This is a genomic window from Hymenobacter sp. DG01 (genome assembly GCF_006352025.1).
Lineage (GTDB): Bacteria > Bacteroidota > Bacteroidia > Cytophagales > Hymenobacteraceae > Hymenobacter.
The window spans coordinates 709,516-727,669 of the sequence record NZ_CP040936.1 but is presented as its reverse complement, the minus strand read 5'-3'; the positions used below and the strand labels follow the sequence as shown (position 1 = coordinate 727,669).

Below are 18,154 nucleotides of genomic sequence, written 5' to 3'. Positions count from 1 at the left end.
CTACGCCACTCGTCATGCCCCCAAGCGCCTATGGGTTGCCATTAGCCGAGCAGGTAGCCGACGCCTTAGCCGCGGGCCGGACGCTGGTGCCCTACCACCGCGACTACGGCGGCCTGGGGCTGGCCTGCGTAGAGGGCGCATTCATTTACGCCGAGGTCTGGGATGGGCAGCTACAGGGCCTGAACACTATTGATGAGCGCCCGCCCTACGCCCTAACCTTCCCCGACCGGGCCGCCTTCGTCAGTTGGCTCAGCCAACAGTCGGACGCCACGCTGAGCCGGCGGGAAATGGCCGATTCATTCTACTGGAACAACCAGACCATCACCCGTCGGCGCCTGCGTCAATTCGTGGAGGAAGGCCACTAGCTGCGGCGGATGGGCCCTTCTGCCCCTGCCGGCCAAACCCTAGCGCGGGTTGATGGGCCGCGCCCGGAGCAGCAGTAGTCCGGCCGCAAACACTACCCCTACGCTTAGCAGCAACTTGCCCAAGCCGCGCAGAGCGGTGCTCAACTCGGGCTGGCTGGTGAAGGTGTGCGTAGGCTCCCGGGCGTAATCGTTGTGGGTGAATTCGACTTTGCGGAACAGGAAGGGGTAGTAAAAGGCCCGCAGCGCATCGTGGTAGGCGGTGGCGCTGCGCTGAAACTTCAGGTGGGTTGGCAAATCGGTGCCGGCCAGGGCGTTGAGGCTGCTTTGGGCGTTGATGGCCGGGGAGAGTAGGTTCAATTTCTCCACCAGGTCGTAGCGCTGCTGGAGGCCGTTGGCGTAGGCGGCGGCTTGCTTGGCCACGGCCAGGTCGCCGAGGTGCTGGAAGGCGTAGTACCAGCGCCACACAAACCGCTCCCGGATGGTGGCTGTATCACGCCACTGCGGGTAAAGGGCAAAGAACCGGTTCATGGTCTGGGTTTTCGGCCGGTCCCAGCCAGCATGAATTTCCTCGCGCTGCTTGATGGTCAGCTCAATGCCCTGGGGCACGGGGTGGGCGGCGGCCACGCCCAGGTTCAGCAGGCTGGGCACCAGCACCACCAGCAGCAGCCACACGCCCAGCAGGGTTACGGCGTTGAAGGCCGAGGTGCGCTGCAAGGCCGTGATAATCAGCGCTACCCCAAACCAAAACAGACAGTACAGCGTGCTCAGCCCCAGCCAGGTACCTACGCGGCCATCCAGCGGCACCTGGGCCCACAGCATGCCCACGACGGAGAGCAGCCAGGCCAGCCCTAGCACCACGGCCAGACGGAAAGCCAGCTTCGCGCCTACTACCACGCCGGGGCTTACGGGCTGGGCCAGCAGCAAGGTCAGGATGCCTTCTTCCCGCTCACTGGACAGCAGGTTGAAGCTCAAGGCAATGATGAGCAAAGGAAACAGGTACACCAGCACAAACGCCAGGTCGAAGTTGCCGCTGAGCACCTTCATAGGGTTGGTGTTGTCGGTGGCGTAGAGCTGGTTTTGCAGGCCCAGCAGGCGCAGCTTCACGTAGTAGGGATTTACGTCGCGCTGGCCCAGGGAGAGGGCCGCCCAGGCATCGGGGTGGTGCACGGCGTAGGTGGTGTGGTAGTAGCCAATGTCGCCGGCATCGGTGGGGCCAGGAAACTTCACCTTAAGTTCCTTCACGTTGCGGCGCGTGAGCTCGGGTAGGGTGGTAAGGTGCTGGCGTTGGCGCTCAATTTCGGTGGTGCCGTAGTAAATGCCGTAGAGGCCCGTAAACAGCAGTAAGGCGCACAGTAGCACCAGCCCTTTGGCGGCGCGGAAGTGTCGCCACTCGTAGGAAAACAGAAGCCAGAATATTCTCATCAGATCAGGCAAGTCGGGAGTTGGAAATCAACCGCAGCCCCAGCCAGCTCAGGCCCACGGCCCAAAGCAGCAGGGCCACGACGGGTAGCAGCAGGCGGGGCAGGGCCCAGCCCAGGGGGGGCGCCTGGTAAGCAAAGAGGGGTAGCTGCTGCCAGGTGTGGGCATCGAGCTTGCGCTCTTTGTCGCCGTAACCCATGCTGGTTTGCAGGGCATTCAGGCGCTGCACCAGGGCGTAGCGGTAGGCTTCGGCGGCCTGCTGGAAGTGCACGTAGTGGGCAAAATCGGAGCCGGCCAGGCCCATCGACAGCGGCCGGATGGCCTGGTAGGGGTTCAGGAGCCCTACCCAATCAGAAAGGCGATTCTGCCGCTCGTAGGTGGCATTCAGGTCGGCGAAGTGCTGCCGGTACACCTTGGCCGAGTAGGCTTCGCTCTCACTCATCACAATGCCACCCACACTCACCGGCAGCTTCTCCTCCGAATCGACGCCGTACTTTTTGAGCAGCCCTGCCTTCAGGGCGGCCGAGCGTTGGTCTTGCGGGTCGTGGCCGTTGATGCCGTGCTGGGCTTCTTCGTGCACGTCGGCATCCATCTGGGCCTTAGTCACGGCGGGGTACAGGGTAGCACCCAGGTTGGCAGTGGCTTTGGGCAGAATGATGCAGCCCAGAATCCAGAGGCCCAGCAGCGTTACCAAAGCCGCGCGGGAGCTGGCCTGCACCGCCGATACCACCACGGCCCCCACGATAAACAGGAAGAAGTACACGGCGTAGCTGAGCACGAACAGCCCCAGCCGCCCTACTAGGTCAGCGCCGGAAGCAAACTCCTCGGTTCCGAACAGCAATACGGCGGCTAGGGCCAGGGCCGGGGCCACCACCAGCGCCACGGCGCGGCTATACCCCACAATCTTGCCCCAGGCCACTTGCCGCAAGGATACGCCCTGACTTAACAGCAGCTTCAGGGTACCCGTTTCGCGCTCCTGGGTGAAGGCCCCGAAGCACAGGAAGATGATGAGCAGCGGCACCAGCATTTGCAGCACGAAGGCCACCGTCATTTCCCCAAACCGAATCAGGGAGCCCGATTGCTGGGCCTGGCTGAAGTTGACGCTGTTCTGCTGGTGGGCCTCCAGAAACACCGAGGTGCCCGTGAAGGAGTCTACGCCCGAGTCGAGCAGGCTGAGGCCAGAACGGGGCCGGAAGGCAAAGGAGCCGTAGTGGGCCACGCGGTGCGGATGCCGCGCCGGCTGGTGTCGAAACTGGTCGTTGACGGTTTGCTGGGCTAGCTGCCGCTCCTGCTGCAGGGTCTGGTAGCTGGCCCGCCCCACTAGGGTAGCAGCCAGCAGCAAGGCCAGCACCAGCACGCTCAGCACCAGAAAACGCTTGTCGCGCAGGGTGCTCACGAATTCTTTTTGCGCAATACTATGCATCATCGGGGGCGGGCTAGTTGTGCATGTAGGTGAGGTAAAGCTGCTCCAGCTCCTGGGCGTTGAGTGAGGTAGTGGGGCGCACATCCACCAGCTCGCCCTCCCGCATGATGCCCACACGGGTTCCTACCTCCTTGGCCCGGAAGATGTCGTGGGTGGCCATGAGCACGGCCGTGCCCTCGGCGCTTAGCTGGGTCAGCAGCTGCGAAAACTCATTGGAGGCTTTGGGGTCGAGGCCGGAGGTAGGCTCATCCAGCAGCAGCACTTTGGCGTGCTTGGCCACGGCAATGGCAATGCCCACTTTCTGACGCATGCCCTTGGAGTAGGTGCCTACGCGCCGCCGCACCGCCTCGGCCGGCAAGCCGGCGTGGTGCAGGTAGTCGAGCAGCTCCGCCTCTTTGTATTTAAAACCCGCCAGACTGCTGAACAAGGCCAGGTTTTCCAGGCCTGTCAGGTGGGGGTAGAGCATCACGTTTTCGGGAATGTAGGCCAGGTGCTCCTTGATCTTGAGCGGGTCGGCGGCTACCTCCATGCCATTCACAAAGGCTGCCCCCGACGTTGGCGCAATGAAGCCCAGGAACAGGTTGATGGTCGTGGATTTGCCGGCGCCGTTCTGGCCGAGTAAGCAAAACACCTCCCCCGGCTCAATTTGCAGGTTCAGCCTCTGCAGGGCCAGCTTACTGGGGTACTCTTTGCGCAGGTCGCGCGCTTCCAGAATGTAGTTCATATGCAAACAGTGTGTCGTGATATTCGCCCTCTTGGCCGTCAGGCTTGACCTAGCGTCCACATAGCCAGAGAGTTAGACGAAGCCACGCTTCGACTATTTTCCCAAACTGTCATGTCGAGCGCAGTCGAGACATCTCGCTCGAATCGTTGAGTTAGTATGGCAACGTCAGCACGCGAGATGTCTCGACTGCGCTCGACATGACGGTTCTTTTCGTGTTCTTTTCTCGGAGTTTAATCCGCTTAGAAAGTGTAGCCCACGGTAGCCATGAAGTTGCGCGGGGCGCCGGGGCTGGTGCGGAAGTAGTCATACCCGCCCACGAAGTAGTACTTGTCAAGCAGGTTGTTTACGTTCAGGTGGAAGTTGAACTTGTCCACGGTATAGAACAGGGCCGCATCGAGCACGGTGTAAGAGGGCCAGTACCCCCAGTACTCCTTCCCCGTGGTGGTATTGGTCACCTGATTTTCGGTGCGGCGGGCGGCTACGTAGTTGCCGCCGAAGGCCACTCCCAGGCCGCGCAGGGCGGGTAGAGTGAAGGTATACTTGGTCCACAAACCCGCCGAATGCTTGGGCGAGTTGGCCAGGGGCTGGCCCTCCTCCACCGCCAGCGCAGCATCCAGTACCTCGGAGTGGTTGAAGGCGTAAGTGGCGTTCAGATTCAGATTCGGAAGCAGGTTGCCGGTCAGCTCCACTTCGGCCCCACGCGAACGGACCAAATCATTCTGGCGGTAGATGGTCGTTCCGTCAGGCATCAGCGCATTGGTTGGCACAAGTTGGTTGCGCTTATCTATCTGATACACGGCCAGGGTGCCAAACAGAGCTTTATCGAAAAACTCCCCCTTCAGGCCGGTTTCTACCTGGTAGCTGGTTTCGGTATCGAAGGGAGTAGCGCGGCCGTAGCGCTCCGGAAAGCGCAGCAGCTCCGGCTTCAGGGGCCGGAAGCCCGCGCTGTAGCTGGCGAAGTAGTTCAGGTTGTCACGCAGGGCGTAGGTAAGGCCAGCGCGGGGCAGCAGCCGGCGCTGCGGAATGGTCTGCGACCCGTCGGGGTAGTCGCGCTCATCGGCAAATAGCTCGTAGCGGGCCCCCAGCAGCAGGCTCAGGCGCGGCGTTACGGTAAGCTGGTCCTGCACATAAATGCCCGTGGTGTGGTACACCGAGTTGATGTAGTCGATGAAGAACAGGGGCAGCGGCCGGCGGATGTACTTAGTGGGGTCCTGGATTTCATACACCGGGTTCTTCAGGTCGAAGGTCAGGGGAGATTTCACCCCATCCACCAGCTTCTGCCGCGCTTCAAACATGGTACTTTGCTTATCCGTGTTGAAGCGGATGTAGTCGACGCCCAGCACCACTTTGTGGGCCACCGAGCCGGTAAAGCGGTTCAGGGCGAAGTAGGCCGCCAGGTTTTTGGTGTACTCCTCGGCGCGGCGGTCGAAATAGCGCAGGTTCATCACCGTGTTGGCCGGCGCGTCGGCATAGGAATTCAGGGTGCGGTGTTCGCTCAGGTCTTCGTTGTAGGTGAAGTCGAGGTAGGAGGCGTTCAGCGACAGCCAGTCGGTGAATTTGTGGTTAAGCGAGGCGTTGAGATAGTAGGTGCTGGTGCGGAAATAGTCGCTCGGCTGGCTCAGGGTAAAGGAGCGCGGCAGGGCGTACAAGTCGCCCCCCCGAATGGCAAGCCCCCGGTCGAGGTAGCCGTCGATGTGGGTGTACACCAGCTCGGCGTTGAGGGTGGTGTTGTCGGTGGGCAGAAAGGTGACCGTGGGCGCCACCATCACGGAGCGGGTGTCGTTCACGTCGCGGAAGGTATTGGACTTCTCGAAGCCCGCGTTGAAGCGGTAGAGCAGGTTTTTCCGCTCGTTCATCGGCCCCGTGAAATCGGCCGTGGCGCGGGAGGTATTGAAGCTGCCGTTGGAGAAGCTCACTGCCTTGCGGGCCACATCAAGCGGCTTTTTAGTGACCATGTTCACCGTGCCGCCGGGGTTGATGTCGCCGTACAGAGCCGCGCCGGGACCTTTCAGCACCTCCACCCGCTCCAGGTTCACGGTCAGGGGAGCTTGGGTAAAGGAGTTGCCGTAGCTGAAACCCGAGCGCAACCCGTTGAGGAGACGGAAGCCGCTTTCGTAGCCGTTGCGGAAGCCCCGGATGGTCAGGTCGTCGTAGTGGGAGTACTGCGTGACGCCGGCAATGTTTTTCACCACGTCGGGCAAGCGCAGGGCCTGGCGGTCCTCCATCAGCTCCTTGGTGACCGTAGAAATGGACTGTGGCACGTCTTTTAGCGCAGTGGCCGTTTTGGTGCCCACAAAGCTGTAGTTACTCTTGTAGGTGGTTTCCTTGCGGCCCAGCACTTCCACTTCCTGCAGGGCATTGGTGCTGGCGCGCAGGGTAAAATCGACTACCAAGGCGGGCGTTTCGGCGCTCAGGATAACCGTGCGCTGCTCCTGCTGGTGACTCAGGCTGCGGGTGATGAGCGTATACTCAGCCAGGGGCAGCTGATCAAGGGAGAAATGCCCTTCGGCGTCAGAAAGGGCAGAAAACCGCCCGCTTTTCTCTACCACCATAACGCCCTCTAGGGCCTGGCCGGTAGGGCTGATGAGGTGGCCGCTGATGTGGCCGGAGAGTTGGCCCAGGGCCAATTGGGGAAGAACGAGCAGTAGAACCAGTAGAATGCGGGGCATAGGACAGGGCCACACCGGGCCCGTGAGCTGAGGCATCAGCTCCTGATAATAAACCAGAAAAACAGAGGAAGAAGGGGGAGGCCGTTACACGCCCACCGCGCCGGACGACCCGCTGAAATACAGCAGGAGCCCACTAGCCTGAATTCAGGCTGCCGGAAAAAGGACGCAGGCCACTACGGGCGCGGAATTAGCAGCGCAGCCGGATAGGCACGGCAGGTTACCCTACCCCGGAGGGGGTAGCAGCCTAAATCAAGACTAGGCGCGAGCCGGCGGCCCGCGTAGCGAAGCCCCATCCAGCAGGTGTGAGGCCCGGCACACGGGGGCCTGCGGCCGGTAGACCGCGTAGGCTAACAGGCGCACGGGTTCCGGCAGTTTGATAGGCACAGCCGGCTGAAAAGGCGCATTGTACAGCTGCTCCGTAGAACAGTGCTGGTGCTTAGCCGACAGCATAGCCTTGTGCTTGCCCAACGTGACCGTACTGCTGGTCAGGGGCGCATCCTCGGTGTGCTGGTGGAAGTGCAGGCGCAGGATAGCGGCCTCGGGTGCCAACACCCGAAGTAGCAGGCTCAACAGCCACCACGCTATTAGTCTGCGTCCTGTATGCACTTACCCTTGTTTCTGCATCATATCCGGCAAAGGTAGGATATTTATTAAATATGCATCATTGTTGCATATTTAATAAATGCCTTAGGCTGAAACCGGCTGCTACTAGGGCGCCCCCTACCCCCTATGCTTCGCGGTAACCCGGCAAGCGGAGCAGGTCAGTGCTTACAGTCCGTACGTCACCTGCAGGTAGTATAGTCCGCCCACGCTGGGGCCGCCGAGGTAACTCACATAGTACTGATTCAGCAGGTTGCTGGCGCCCAGCTTCAGGCGCAGGTTGGGGGTAGGCAGGCGGTAGCTGACCTGGGCATCGAGGGTGCTGTAGGCGGGCACGTAGCCGGTTACCAGGAAGGTTTGGGAGTAGTAGCGCGCCTGCCAGCGGAAGTTGAGTCCGAAGCCAAAGTTCTTCACCACATTCTCGCTACCCAGACTCAGGTTATACGCCCAGCGCGGGGTGTTGAAGCCGTCCTCTAATCCGTCGCCCGACTCGGTGCGGTCGAGGCGGGCGTAGGTGACGCTGGCGCCGGCCAGGTAGCCGCCCGCTACGTCGTAGCGCAACCCCAGGGAGCCGCCGTAGTTGTACACCTGGCTTTGGGAGTTAGTCCAGAGGCGGTAGCGGGCCTGGCCGGCACGGGCGCTCAGGGCAGTGGCCACGGTATTCAGGTCGGCGTCGGCAGAAAGCGGCTGGCCGGCGGCGTTGATGGGCACGTAGGCTTCTACCTGGGCAATAAAGTCGCGGTAGGTGTTGTAGTAGAAGTCCACGTCAGCCAGCAGGCGGCCGCCGGGTAGCAGGGCCGCTTTGTAGCCCAGCTCCAGGGACTTGATGTGCTCGGGCCGCAGGTAGGTGTAGGGGTTCTTCACTAGGGTGCCCTGATTTTTGGCAATAGCCTGGCTGCGCGAGAGGCCGCCGGTATTCACGTCGCGCGTTATAGCCGCGTTAAAGGCATCAATGGAGCTGCGCAGGTAGCTGTTCTCGAATACCCCGTCCGACATAACCCGCAGCCCTCCAATACGCTTCACCTGTCCGCTGTTCACGTTGGAAAACCCCTCAAACAAGCTCGGAAAACGGTAGCCGCTCTGGTAGCTTACCCGGAAGTTGTGGCGCTGGGTGGGCGAGTACACCGCCGTGAGGCGCGGGTTGAAGCGGGTGCTGAAGTAGTCATTCTTGTCGGCGCGCAGGGTAGCCGTCAAACGGATTTTTTCCTGCAGCAGCCGGGCACCGGCCTGCACAAAGCCGCCGGTTTTGCCATAAGTCAGGGTGCTGTACGGATCCTCCCCTTTTTCGGGGTTGATAAAGTAGTTGCCATCAGGCTGAATGAAGTAAGTGCGGTGGTCGATACCTACCAGTAGGTCGGTCCAGGCGGGTAGGGCTTTGCCTCCCCGGCGCAAAGCCTCCCCTACGTTCACTTGGCCTTCGGCGTGGAGCAGTTCGGCCTGCACGCGCAGGGCCGCACCCTGGTCCCAGTTGTTGATGCCGGCTAGCTCCCGCAGGCGCTGCTTAAACGCGGGGGTGCCGGGCTGCAGGCGGCCGGCATCGGCGGCCGCGCGGGCCGCGGCGTGGGCCTGGGCTACGGTTTGGCCGTCTTGCGTGGCCCTGTTCCAGGCGGCGGTGTAATCTTGGTTCCAACGCGCATCGGGCTTGAAGCTGCGGTCCAGGTTTTCGGCCATAGAGCGCAGGTTGTAGCTGCGGCCAGTGTTTTCCTGGGTGAAGTAGGTGCGGGCCTGCACTACGGGGGTAGTCAGCTGCAGGGCGTGCTGCTGTAGGTGGTAATCACTGAGTTGAAACCGGTTGCTGCGCTGGTACACGTTGTCGAAGTTAGCGCCCCGGTAGGTGTAGGCTAGCTCGGCCGTGGGCGTCAGCTTGTAGTGCAGGGCGGCATCGTAGCGGAAGGTTTGCAGGCGGTAATCCACCACGTCCTGCTCCCGGTAGCCGGTGCGGGCTACCTGGTAGCTTTTGCCGCCCAGCGTCAGGTTCGAGCGGTTGGAGGATTCGTTGCCGTAGCTGCTTACCGGGTCGCGGGCGGGGTTATCGGTGCCGAATAGGCCGGTGGTAGCGTTGCCGTTCGGGTTGATGTCGGTGGGGTCGGTGGCCATCCAGTCGTAGCCGCGCAGATAGGTGCCGTTCATTTTGAACGCCAGTTTGGGGTTCACGGCTTTGGCGTAGCGCACACTGGTTTCGGAAAACAGGTGCGCGCCAGTGTTGGCGTCGTTTACATGGTTCACCCCTACCTTCTGCTGCACGCTCAACCCCTCGCTGCGGAAGGGGTTGCGGGTGCTGAAGTTAGCCAGCCCGTTGATGGCGTTCAGCCCGTACAACGCCGCGGCCGTGCCCGGCACAATTTCCACCGCCTGAATGTCCAGGTCACTCGGGCCCAGCACGTTGCCGATGGGTCCGCCAATGTGGGGCGCCTGGTTATCAATGCCATCCACCAGCTGCACAAAGCGCACGTTGGTGGTATTGGTGAAGCCCCGGGCGTTTATCACCTTGAAGCCCAGGCTGGGCGTAATCACCTGCACACCCTTCACATGCTCAATAGCATCGAAAAACGACGGGGCCGGCGTGAGCCGCAGCTGCCGCGCCGTCAGCTTTTCCACCGTCACCGGTGACTGCAGCATGCTCTCCTCCACCTTTGAGGCGGCCACTACTACCTCCCCCAGCCGCGTCGTATCGGCCAGGGCCGTGGGTTGCAGACTGCGTTGGGCCAGCACTGGCCCACTCGCCACTACCATGATTCCGCCTATCAGTGCCGGCCGGCATAGGGCGCGTACGTTGGGCTTTGCGGGCTTGTAGGGGGTAGTAGTAGGCATGCAGGCGGATTCAGGCGTCGTTATATTCCGACAAACATAACGCAGAACCCACCGAATGGTTTGCTCCGGCCAGCCGCAAGCCATTCGGCGGTGCACCTGACGCTTTGGCTACGGCCCTTACCCTTTCACTTCCTGCAGCACGAGTTCCATCTGGATGTTGCAGCGCTCGTAGGGCGAGGGCTGACCAGCCACCGTTTTGCGGAAGCCCAGCTTGTGGTACAGCTGAATGGCCGGCGCCAGCTTGGTATTGCTTTCCAGATAGATGCGTTTCGCGCCCAGTACCCGGGCCTGGACAATGGCAGCTTCGCCTAGCCGGAACCCAATGCCCAGCCCCTGCGCCGCCGGCGACACCGCCATCTTCGCCAACTCAACTGTATCGGCGTCCATACGCAGCAGGGCGCACGCGCCTACTATCTGCCCTTGATACTCCGCTAGCAGAATACGCCCGCCCGACTGCAAAATGTACTCTTCGGGGTGGTCTAGGGCTTTCAGGTCCGGTTCTTCCACCCGGAAATACCGCTCAATCCACTCAGTATTGAGGCGCTTGAAATCGGGCTGAAACCGCGGCTCATAATCCAGGATCTGCACCGCTCCCGCTACCCGCGCATCCCGCACTGACTTCACCCGCGCCCCTAGGCTCTGGCGCGACAACGCGTATTCCATTTCCCCGATGGCCAGCCAGAGGTTGTGGCGGGTTTCGGCGAGTAGCGTCTCGGTGGCTTGGCGTACGTCGGCGGTTTGCTGCTGGAGGGCGGGCCAGAGGGCAGCACCCTTTTCGGTAAGCGAAATGACGCTGCGCCGCTGGTCGGTTTCGCCGCGCTGTACCTGCACCAGCTCGTGCTTTACCAGGTCCTTTACTACCTGGCTAACGGCGGCGTGGGTTTGCCCGATTCGCTCGGCAATGTCGCCGACGTGCCGGCCCGGCTCCGTGGCCACCACATAAAACACGGGAAACCAGCGAGGCTCAAAGGCTACATGGTATAGCTCGTACACTTCGGCGGCCTGGCTCGTCATTACCTCACTCAGTCGGCGCAGCCGGCTTCCCAGCGCGGCGGAGCCTAGTTCATCAAAGAATTCCATACTGCAAACATAAATAATTTACGTAAGTGCTTACATTGTTTGTTATATCAAATTCCTCTTTCGCTGTTTTACAGCAACCTAGCTGCTTCCACTGCCAGAAACGCCTGAAACCGCTCCTGCAGGGCCCGGAACTCCTGAATCAGCTGCTGGCCCTCGGGGGTTACTTCAGCCCCGCCGCCGCGCTTGCCACCGGTTTGAGTTTGCACCAATGGTGTAGCACTCTGGGCGTTCAGGGAAGCCACCAGGTCCCAGGCCCGTTTGTAGGACATGCCCATTTCCTGGGCCGCCTTCGAGATGGAGCCGTGTTCCTGAATGAGCGTGAGTAGTTCCAGCCGCCCAATGCCCATGAACCGGTCGTCGGGGGTTTCTACCCAGAGGCGGCCGTTGAGGCAAAAGTTCAGGTCGGGGCGAAGCAGGTTTTTCATACTGTAAAGATGGGGCTGCGGAAGGTTTGAAATCGTAGCAGGGGTAGCAACTTTCTGGCAGACGCAGCGCGGCAGCGCCTGGCTAGGAGGCTATTTGGAGGGATTGAGGAGGTTTCGGGGGGTAGGCTGCGGGAAGTTAGAAACCGGAAAATGAGGCGCGGCCGGGTCATGGGGTTTGCTGGCAGTGAATAGGTTGCTATTTCGGACCTGCTGCCGGGGGTCACCTTTCCACGCTCGAACCACGACACCTTTCTCCGATGGAGCACCACGCGCCCCAGGGCCTCTACCGCCCCGAGTTTGAACACGACGCCTGCGGCACCGGCTTTATTGCGTACGTCGATGGCCGCAAATCGCACCAGATTGTCGCCGATGCCCTCACCATTCTGGAAAACATGGAGCACCGTGGCGCCTGTGGCTGCGACTCCGACTCCGGCGACGGTGCCGGGCTGCTGCTGCAATTGCCGCACTGGTTTCTGCTGGAAGAATGCACCACGCTGGGCATTCGGCTGCCCGAGCCCGGCGAGTATGGGGTAGGCATGGCTTTTCTGCCCAAAGAAACTGCCCAACGCGAAGCCTGCCGCACTATCATCAACGCCGCCGCGGCCCGGCTAGGAATACCCGTGCTGGGCTACCGGCCCGTACCCGTGAATCCGGCCGGCATTGGCCCCACGGCTTTGTCGGGGGAGCCGGCCATTGAGCAGGTGTTTGTGGGTAGGCCGAGTGGCGTAAGTACCTCCGAGGATTTTGAGCGTAAGCTCTACGTGCTGCGCCGACTCATCAGCCGGGAGGTGGCGGCCCAACTGCCCGCCGAGGCGGTGTACTTTACCTCCCTCTCCTGCCGCGTCATTGTGTACAAGGGGCAGCTGACCACCTACCAGGTGCGCGGCTACTTCCCCGAGCTTTCGGATGAGCGGGTAACCTCCGGCATTGGCATGGTGCACTCGCGCTTTTCCACTAACACCTTCCCGAGCTGGCGACTAGCCCAGCCATTTCGGCTGCTGGCCCATAATGGCGAAATCAACACCCTGCGCGGTAACCTGAACTGGTTTTACGCCGGCCTCCCCTCCTACCTCTCGCCCTTCTTCTCAGCGGAGGAAATGGAGATTCTACTGCCGGTTATCATTCCCAATCAATCGGACTCGGCCTGCCTCGATAATATTGTGGAGCTGCTCCTGCACTGTGGCCGCTCCCTGCCCCACGTCATGATGATGCTGGTGCCGGAGGCCTGGGACGGCAATGAGCAGATGGACCCGCTGAAAAAGGCCTTCTACGAGTTCCATGCCACCTTTATGGCCCCCTGGGATGGCCCAGCGGCTCTGCTCTTCACCGATGGCCGCATGATTGGTGCCATGCTGGACCGCAACGGCCTGCGCCCTTTGCGCTACGCCGTAACGAACGATGGGCGGGTGCTGGTAGCTTCCGAAGCGGGCGTGCTGGGCGCGGGCCTGCCCGAAGCGGCCGTGGTGCGCAAGGGCCGCCTCCAGCCCGGCAAAATGCTCCTTATTGACACCGTGGCCGGCCAGATCATTACCGATGAGGAGTTGAAAACCCAGGCCGCTACCCGCCAGCCCTACGGCCAGTGGCTCCGCGACTACCAGATTCGGCTGGAGGAGCTGCCCGAGCCGCGCCTGGTGTTCACCGACCTCTCCGCCGACTCCGTGTTTAAGTACCACCAGGTGTTCGGCTACACCCGCGAGGACATCGATACCATCCTGACGCCCATGGCCCTGGATGGCAAGGAGCCCATTGGGTCCATGGGCGTTGATACGCCGCTGGCGGTGCTGTCCGACCAGCCCCAGCACCTGAGCAGCTACTTCAAGCAGTTCTTTGCTCAGGTTACCAACCCGCCCATTGACCCTATTCGGGAGCGGCTGGTGATGAGCCTGGCCACCTTCATTGGCAACAACGGTAACATCCTCGATGAGGACAAAATGCACTGCCATTGCGTGGCCCTGCATCACCCCATCCTGACCAACCACGAGCTGGAAAAGCTGCGCAGCATTGATACGGGCCTCTTCAACGCCAAAACCATCAACACCTATTTCCGGGCCGATGGCAAGCCGGGCGCGTTAAAAGCTGGCCTGGACCGCCTGTGCCGCTACGCCGAAGACGCCGTGGACGATGGGTTTGAAGTGCTGATTCTCTCGGACCGCTACCTCGACTCGGAACACGCGGCCATTCCGTCGTTGCTAGCGGTGTCGGCGGTGCATCACCACCTCATCCGGAAGGGATACCGGGGCTCGGTGGGCTTGGTTGTAGAAGCCGGCGACGCTTGGGAAGTACATCATTTCGCCTGCCTGCTGGCCTTTGGAGCCACGGCCATCAACCCCTATCTGGCGCTTAGCACCATCCGAACCTTGCACGGGGACGGGAGGTTGGGGCCCGCGCAGGAGGTAGGGAAGCTGCAAGCCAACTACAGCAAAGCCGTGTGCGACGGGCTGCTGAAGATCTTCTCCAAAATGGGCATTAGCACCCTGCAGTCGTACCACGGTGCACAGGTGTTCGAGATTCTGGGCATCAACCGGGAGGTAGTGGATGCTTATTTCACCGGAGCCGTAACGCGCATTGGTGGGCTGGGGCTCGATGAAATTGCCCGCGAAACCTTGTTCAAACACTATCAGGGTTTCCGGAGCAGCACTCTTGAAGAGCAGTCTTTGCTGCCCGAGGGCGGCGTGTACCAGTGGCGCCGCCGGGGCGAGGCGCACCAATTCAACCCTGAAACGGTGCACCTGCTTCAGCATGCTACCCGCACCGGCAACTACGAAACCTACCAGCGCTACGCTCAGCTCGTCAATGCGCCCAGCAAAGGCACCTTTAGTTTGCGCGGTCTGCTCGATTTTGCCCACCACCGCCCGGCCGTGCCCCTCGCGGAAGTGGAATCAGCCGAAAGCATCATGCGCCGCTTTGCTACCGGAGCTATGTCGTTTGGCTCGATTTCGCACGAGGCCCACAGCACCCTGGCCATTGCCATGAACCGCATCGGGGGCAAGAGCAATACCGGCGAGGGCGGCGAGGACCCGCTGCGCTACGAAGCCATGGAGAATGGCGACTCCATGCGCTCGGCCATCAAGCAGGTGGCCTCGGCCCGCTTCGGCGTCACGGCTCACTACCTTACCAATGCCGACGAACTCCAGATCAAGATGGCCCAGGGTGCCAAGCCTGGCGAAGGTGGCCAGCTGCCCGGCCACAAGGTAGACGAGTGGATTGCCCGGGTGCGCCACGCTACCCCCGGCGTGGGCCTCATCTCGCCCCCACCCCACCACGACATCTATTCCATCGAGGACCTGGCTCAGCTCATCTTCGACTTGAAAAACGCCAACCGCCAGGCCCGCATCAACGTGAAGTTGGTGAGCAAGGCGGGGGTAGGCACCATTGCGGCCGGGGTTGCCAAAGCCCACGCCGACGTGATTCTGGTAGCCGGCTACGATGGCGGCACCGGTGCCTCTTCCATGAGTAGCATCCGGCACGCGGGCCTGCCCTGGGAGCTGGGCCTCGCTGAAGCTCACCAGACCTTGGTGCGCAACCAGCTCCGTAGCCGCGTGGTGCTCCAAACCGATGGGCAGCTGAAAACCGGCCGCGACCTGGCCATTGCTACCCTGCTCGGGGCCGAAGAATGGGGCGTAGCGACGGCGGCGCTGGTGGCGGGTGGCTGCGTGATGATGCGCAAGTGCCACCTCAACACCTGCCCCGTGGGCGTGGCTACCCAGGACCCGGAGCTGCGCCGCCTGTTCAGCGGGCAGCCTGAGCACATTGTGAACCTGTTCCGGTTTATGGCGGAGGAATTGCGCGAAATCATGGCCGCGCTGGGTTTCCGGACGGTAAACGAGATGGTAGGCCGGGCCCAATTTCTCAAGCCGCGCCCCAATATTCAGCACTGGAAGGCCCGCCACCTCGACCTGCGCGACCTGCTATACCTGACCTCACCAGAGCCGGGCAGCACCCTGCACCACAGCGAAGACCAAGACCACGGCCTCAGCAACATTCTGGACTGGCAGCTGCTCCAATATGCCCAGCCGGCCCTCGACCACCAGCAGCCCGTGGCGGCAGAGTTTGTCGTCGGCAACACCGACCGCACCGTGGGCACCATGCTTTCCAATGAAATAACCAAGCGCTACCACGCCGCGGGGCTGCCCCTGCACACCATCAATTACACGTTCCGGGGGGCCGCGGGCCAGAGCTTCGGGGCGTTTAGCGTGCGGGGCTTGTCGTTTCGGTTGGAAGGCGAGGCCAATGACTATGTGGGCAAAGGCCTCAGCGGGGCCCGCCTCATCATCTACCCTACCCCTGATGGCAACTTCGTACCCGAGCAGAACATCATCATCGGCAACGTGGCCCTGTATGGGGCGACCTCCGGCGAGCTGTTTGTGCGCGGACAGGCCGGCGAACGGTTTGCGGTACGCAACTCCGGCGCTACGGCCGTGGTGGAAGGGGTAGGCGACCATGGTTGCGAGTACATGACCGGCGGCCGCGCCCTGATCCTGGGCCGTACCGGCCGCAACTTTGCCGCCGGCATGAGCGGAGGCATTGCCTGGGTCTATGACGCCGATGGCACCTTTCCCCAAAACTGCAACCCCGAAATGGTAGAGCTGGACCCGCTCGATACTGATGATGAAGCCCAGATTCAGCACCTACTCCGCCAGCACACCGAGCTAACCGGCAGCCAGCTAGCAGCCTTCCTGCTCAGTAACTGGCCCGAGGAAGCCGGCAAGTTTGTGAAGGTCTTTCCCTCAGAATACAAGAAGGTGCTACAAAAGGCACGCTACGAAACGGTGCAGTAATGCATGAAAACAACACGAAGAACCAAAGCTAGAAACTAGCTCCCCTCCTCAGATGAGGAGGGGTTGGGGGTGGTTGACACCCGTCGAAAGATTACTAGCTCTCTTCAACCATCCCCTCCTCATCTGAGGAGGAGAGTTTAGAGTCTAATACTAGCACCATAGCCGACCACAAAAACCCTATCCATCATGGGTAACGCAATAGGTTTCAAGGAATTTCAGCGGGAAATGCCGCCCAAGGTGCACCCGCAGCAGCGGGTAACGCACAACCAGGAGTTTGTGGGCAGCTACTCTGAGGAACAGCTGCACCGGCAGTCGGGGCGGTGTATGGAATGCGGTATTCCGTTCTGCCACTCGGGCTGTCCGCTGGGCAACATCATTCCGGAGTTCAACGACGCCGTGCACCGCGAGGACTGGGCGAAGGCCTACCAGATCCTCAGCTCCACCAACAATTTTCCGGAGTTTACGGGCCGCATCTGCCCGGCACCTTGTGAGTCGGCCTGCGTGCTGGGCATCAACAGCGCGCCGGTAGCCATTGAGGAAATTGAGAAGCACATCATTGAAATTGCCTTCGCCAAAGGCTACGTGCAGCCTACAGCGCCGGTACTAAAAACGGGCAAAACGGTGGCGGTAGTGGGCTCTGGGCCGGCCGGACTGGCGGCGGCGGCCCAGTTGGTGCGGGCGGGCCACGCCGTCACGGTGTTTGAGCGCGACGACCAGCCTGGTGGCCTGCTTCGCTACGGTATCCCCGATTTTAAGCTGGACAAGTGGGTAATTGACCGCCGCCTGCGGCTCATGGAAGAAGATGGGGTAGTGTTTCGGTGCAACACGGAGGTAGGCCGAGACTTAGCCGCCGAGGAGCTTCTTCGCACTTTTGATGCTGTGGTGCTGGCCGGCGGGGCTCTCGTGCCGCGCGACCTGCCTATTCCGGGCCGGGAGCTACTGGGCATTCATTTCGCCATGGATTACCTTACCCAGCATAACCGCCGCGTTAGCAACTTGTCAATCAATGAGGAGGAGCTGTTGGCCACGGGCAAAGAGGTAGTGGTTATCGGCAGCGGCGACACGGGCTCCGATTGCGTAGGCACGGCCAACCGTCAGCAGGCCCACTCAGTGGCGCAGTTTGCCCTCATGCACCAGCCCGATGCCGGACGGTCCGCCTTCGAGCCCTGGCCCCACTACCCTACTACCCTCTTCCGAACCAGTACCTCGCACGAAGAAGGCTGCCACCGCTACTGGGGCATTAACACGAAAGCCTTTCTAGGCAATGAGCACAATCACCTGCGCGCCTTACTTGTAACCGATGTAACCTGGGAAACCGACGTGCTGGGTCGCCGCCTAGGCTTCACTGAAATCGAAGGTTCGGAGCGCGAAATTCCTTGTCAGCTGGCCCTACTGGCCTTAGGCTTCACCTCGCCCCGCTACGAAGGGTTGCTGCAGCAACTGGGGGTAGCCTTGGACGAGCGCGGTAATGTGCAAACTACCAGCGAGGCCAATTACCTCACGTCGCGGCCCAATGTGTTTGTGGCCGGCGATATGCGTCGGGGCCAGTCGTTGGTGGTTTGGGCCATTTCAGAGGGTAGGGAAGCTGCCCGGCAAGTTGATGTTTTCCTGATGGGTAAGACTGCGTTGCCGAGCAAAGATGCCGTAGGCATGTTTGGGTAACGTGTACGAACAGACCCTGATGCTGCGCCCTGCGTGGCACTCTTTCTTACTCAGGTAACTGTGCTGCTCACCCTCCTTATCAGCTCAAGGGCAAGCAATAGAATATGGTCTAAACCAGAAAAAACATTATCTAATTTGCAACCCATCGGCTGTTTTTTGCGCATAGGGAAGCTAACTGCCACGTAGGCAGCGCTTATC

11 protein-coding genes are annotated in these 18,154 nt (G+C 61.3%); 3 read left to right on the top strand and 8 right to left on the bottom strand.

Going from position 1 to position 18,154, the window contains the following annotated elements; all coding sequences use genetic code 11:
- Nucleotides 1–14 precede the first annotated feature (14 nt).
- On the top strand, nt 15–365 hold the full coding sequence (locus FGZ14_RS03045; RefSeq protein ID WP_139921089.1) for a hypothetical protein: 351 nt from the start codon (nt 15–17) through the stop codon (nt 363–365).
- A gap of 39 nt (nt 366–404) precedes the next feature.
- Here the strand turns inward: FGZ14_RS03045 and FGZ14_RS03040 are convergent, their stop codons facing one another.
- The 8 genes from FGZ14_RS03040 to FGZ14_RS03005 form a co-directional block, all read right to left on the bottom strand.
- The gene (locus tag FGZ14_RS03040) at nt 405–1,787 is read right to left on the bottom strand and encodes a DUF3526 domain-containing protein (RefSeq protein WP_139921088.1); all 1,383 of its coding nucleotides are present in this window, start codon (nt 1,785–1,787) and stop codon (nt 405–407) included.
- A gap of 4 nt (nt 1,788–1,791) precedes the next feature.
- The gene (locus tag FGZ14_RS03035) at nt 1,792–3,210 is read right to left on the bottom strand and encodes a DUF3526 domain-containing protein (protein ID WP_180754468.1); all 1,419 of its coding nucleotides are present in this window, start codon (nt 3,208–3,210) and stop codon (nt 1,792–1,794) included.
- 10 nt (nt 3,211–3,220) lie between these two features.
- Nucleotides 3,221–3,931 carry an ABC transporter ATP-binding protein gene (locus tag FGZ14_RS03030; protein ID WP_308217165.1) on the bottom strand — a complete coding sequence of 237 codons (711 nt, stop codon included), beginning with the start codon at nt 3,929–3,931 and terminating at the stop codon, nt 3,221–3,223.
- 239 nt (nt 3,932–4,170) lie between these two features.
- Nucleotides 4,171–6,600, bottom strand: a complete 2,430-nt coding sequence (locus FGZ14_RS03025; RefSeq protein WP_180754467.1) for a TonB-dependent receptor — start codon at nt 6,598–6,600, stop codon at nt 4,171–4,173.
- Between the two features lie 255 nt (nt 6,601–6,855).
- Complete coding sequence (locus FGZ14_RS03020) at nt 6,856–7,170, bottom strand: hypothetical protein (RefSeq protein WP_139921081.1); 315 nt, start codon at nt 7,168–7,170, stop codon at nt 6,856–6,858.
- Nucleotides 7,171–7,368: 198 nt separating this feature from the next.
- A complete protein-coding gene (locus tag FGZ14_RS03015; protein WP_219601048.1) occupies nt 7,369–10,011 on the bottom strand; it encodes a TonB-dependent receptor in 2,643 nt (880 codons plus the stop codon).
- Nucleotides 10,012–10,128: 117 nt separating this feature from the next.
- The gene (locus tag FGZ14_RS03010; protein WP_139921079.1) at nt 10,129–11,091 is read right to left on the bottom strand and encodes a bifunctional helix-turn-helix transcriptional regulator/GNAT family N-acetyltransferase; all 963 of its coding nucleotides are present in this window, start codon (nt 11,089–11,091) and stop codon (nt 10,129–10,131) included.
- 68 nt (nt 11,092–11,159) lie between these two features.
- Nucleotides 11,160–11,516 (bottom strand): winged helix-turn-helix domain-containing protein, encoded by a 357-nt coding sequence (locus FGZ14_RS03005; RefSeq protein ID WP_257883328.1) that lies wholly within the window; start codon nt 11,514–11,516, stop codon nt 11,160–11,162.
- A gap of 257 nt (nt 11,517–11,773) precedes the next feature.
- Between FGZ14_RS03005 and gltB the strand changes: the two genes are divergently transcribed.
- Entirely contained in the window at nt 11,774–16,294 is a 4,521-nt protein-coding gene (gene gltB, locus FGZ14_RS03000; protein ID WP_139921077.1) for a glutamate synthase large subunit, read from the top strand.
- A gap of 186 nt (nt 16,295–16,480) precedes the next feature.
- On the top strand, nt 16,481–17,956 hold the full coding sequence (locus tag FGZ14_RS02995; RefSeq protein ID WP_139921075.1) for a glutamate synthase subunit beta: 1,476 nt from the start codon (nt 16,481–16,483) through the stop codon (nt 17,954–17,956).
- The last annotated feature ends 198 nt before the right edge of the window (nt 17,957–18,154 follow it).

Coding starts and splice junctions, on each gene's coding strand:
- FGZ14_RS03045 (WP_139921089.1), top strand. CDS start 15: ATGCCCCCAAGCGCCTATGGGTTGCCATTAGCCGAGCAGGTAGCCGAC.
- FGZ14_RS03040 (WP_139921088.1), bottom strand. CDS start 1,787: ATGAGAATATTCTGGCTTCTGTTTTCCTACGAGTGGCGACACTTCCGC.
- FGZ14_RS03035 (WP_180754468.1), bottom strand. CDS start 3,210: ATGATGCATAGTATTGCGCAAAAAGAATTCGTGAGCACCCTGCGCGAC.
- FGZ14_RS03030 (WP_308217165.1), bottom strand. CDS start 3,931: ATGAACTACATTCTGGAAGCGCGCGACCTGCGCAAAGAGTACCCCAGT.
- FGZ14_RS03025 (WP_180754467.1), bottom strand. CDS start 6,600: ATGCCCCGCATTCTACTGGTTCTACTGCTCGTTCTTCCCCAATTGGCC.
- FGZ14_RS03015 (WP_219601048.1), bottom strand. CDS start 10,011: ATGCCTACTACTACCCCCTACAAGCCCGCAAAGCCCAACGTACGCGCC.
- FGZ14_RS03010 (WP_139921079.1), bottom strand. CDS start 11,091: ATGGAATTCTTTGATGAACTAGGCTCCGCCGCGCTGGGAAGCCGGCTG.
- FGZ14_RS03005 (WP_257883328.1), bottom strand. CDS start 11,516: ATGAAAAACCTGCTTCGCCCCGACCTGAACTTTTGCCTCAACGGCCGC.
- gltB (WP_139921077.1), top strand. CDS start 11,774: ATGGAGCACCACGCGCCCCAGGGCCTCTACCGCCCCGAGTTTGAACAC.
- FGZ14_RS02995 (WP_139921075.1), top strand. CDS start 16,481: ATGGGTAACGCAATAGGTTTCAAGGAATTTCAGCGGGAAATGCCGCCC.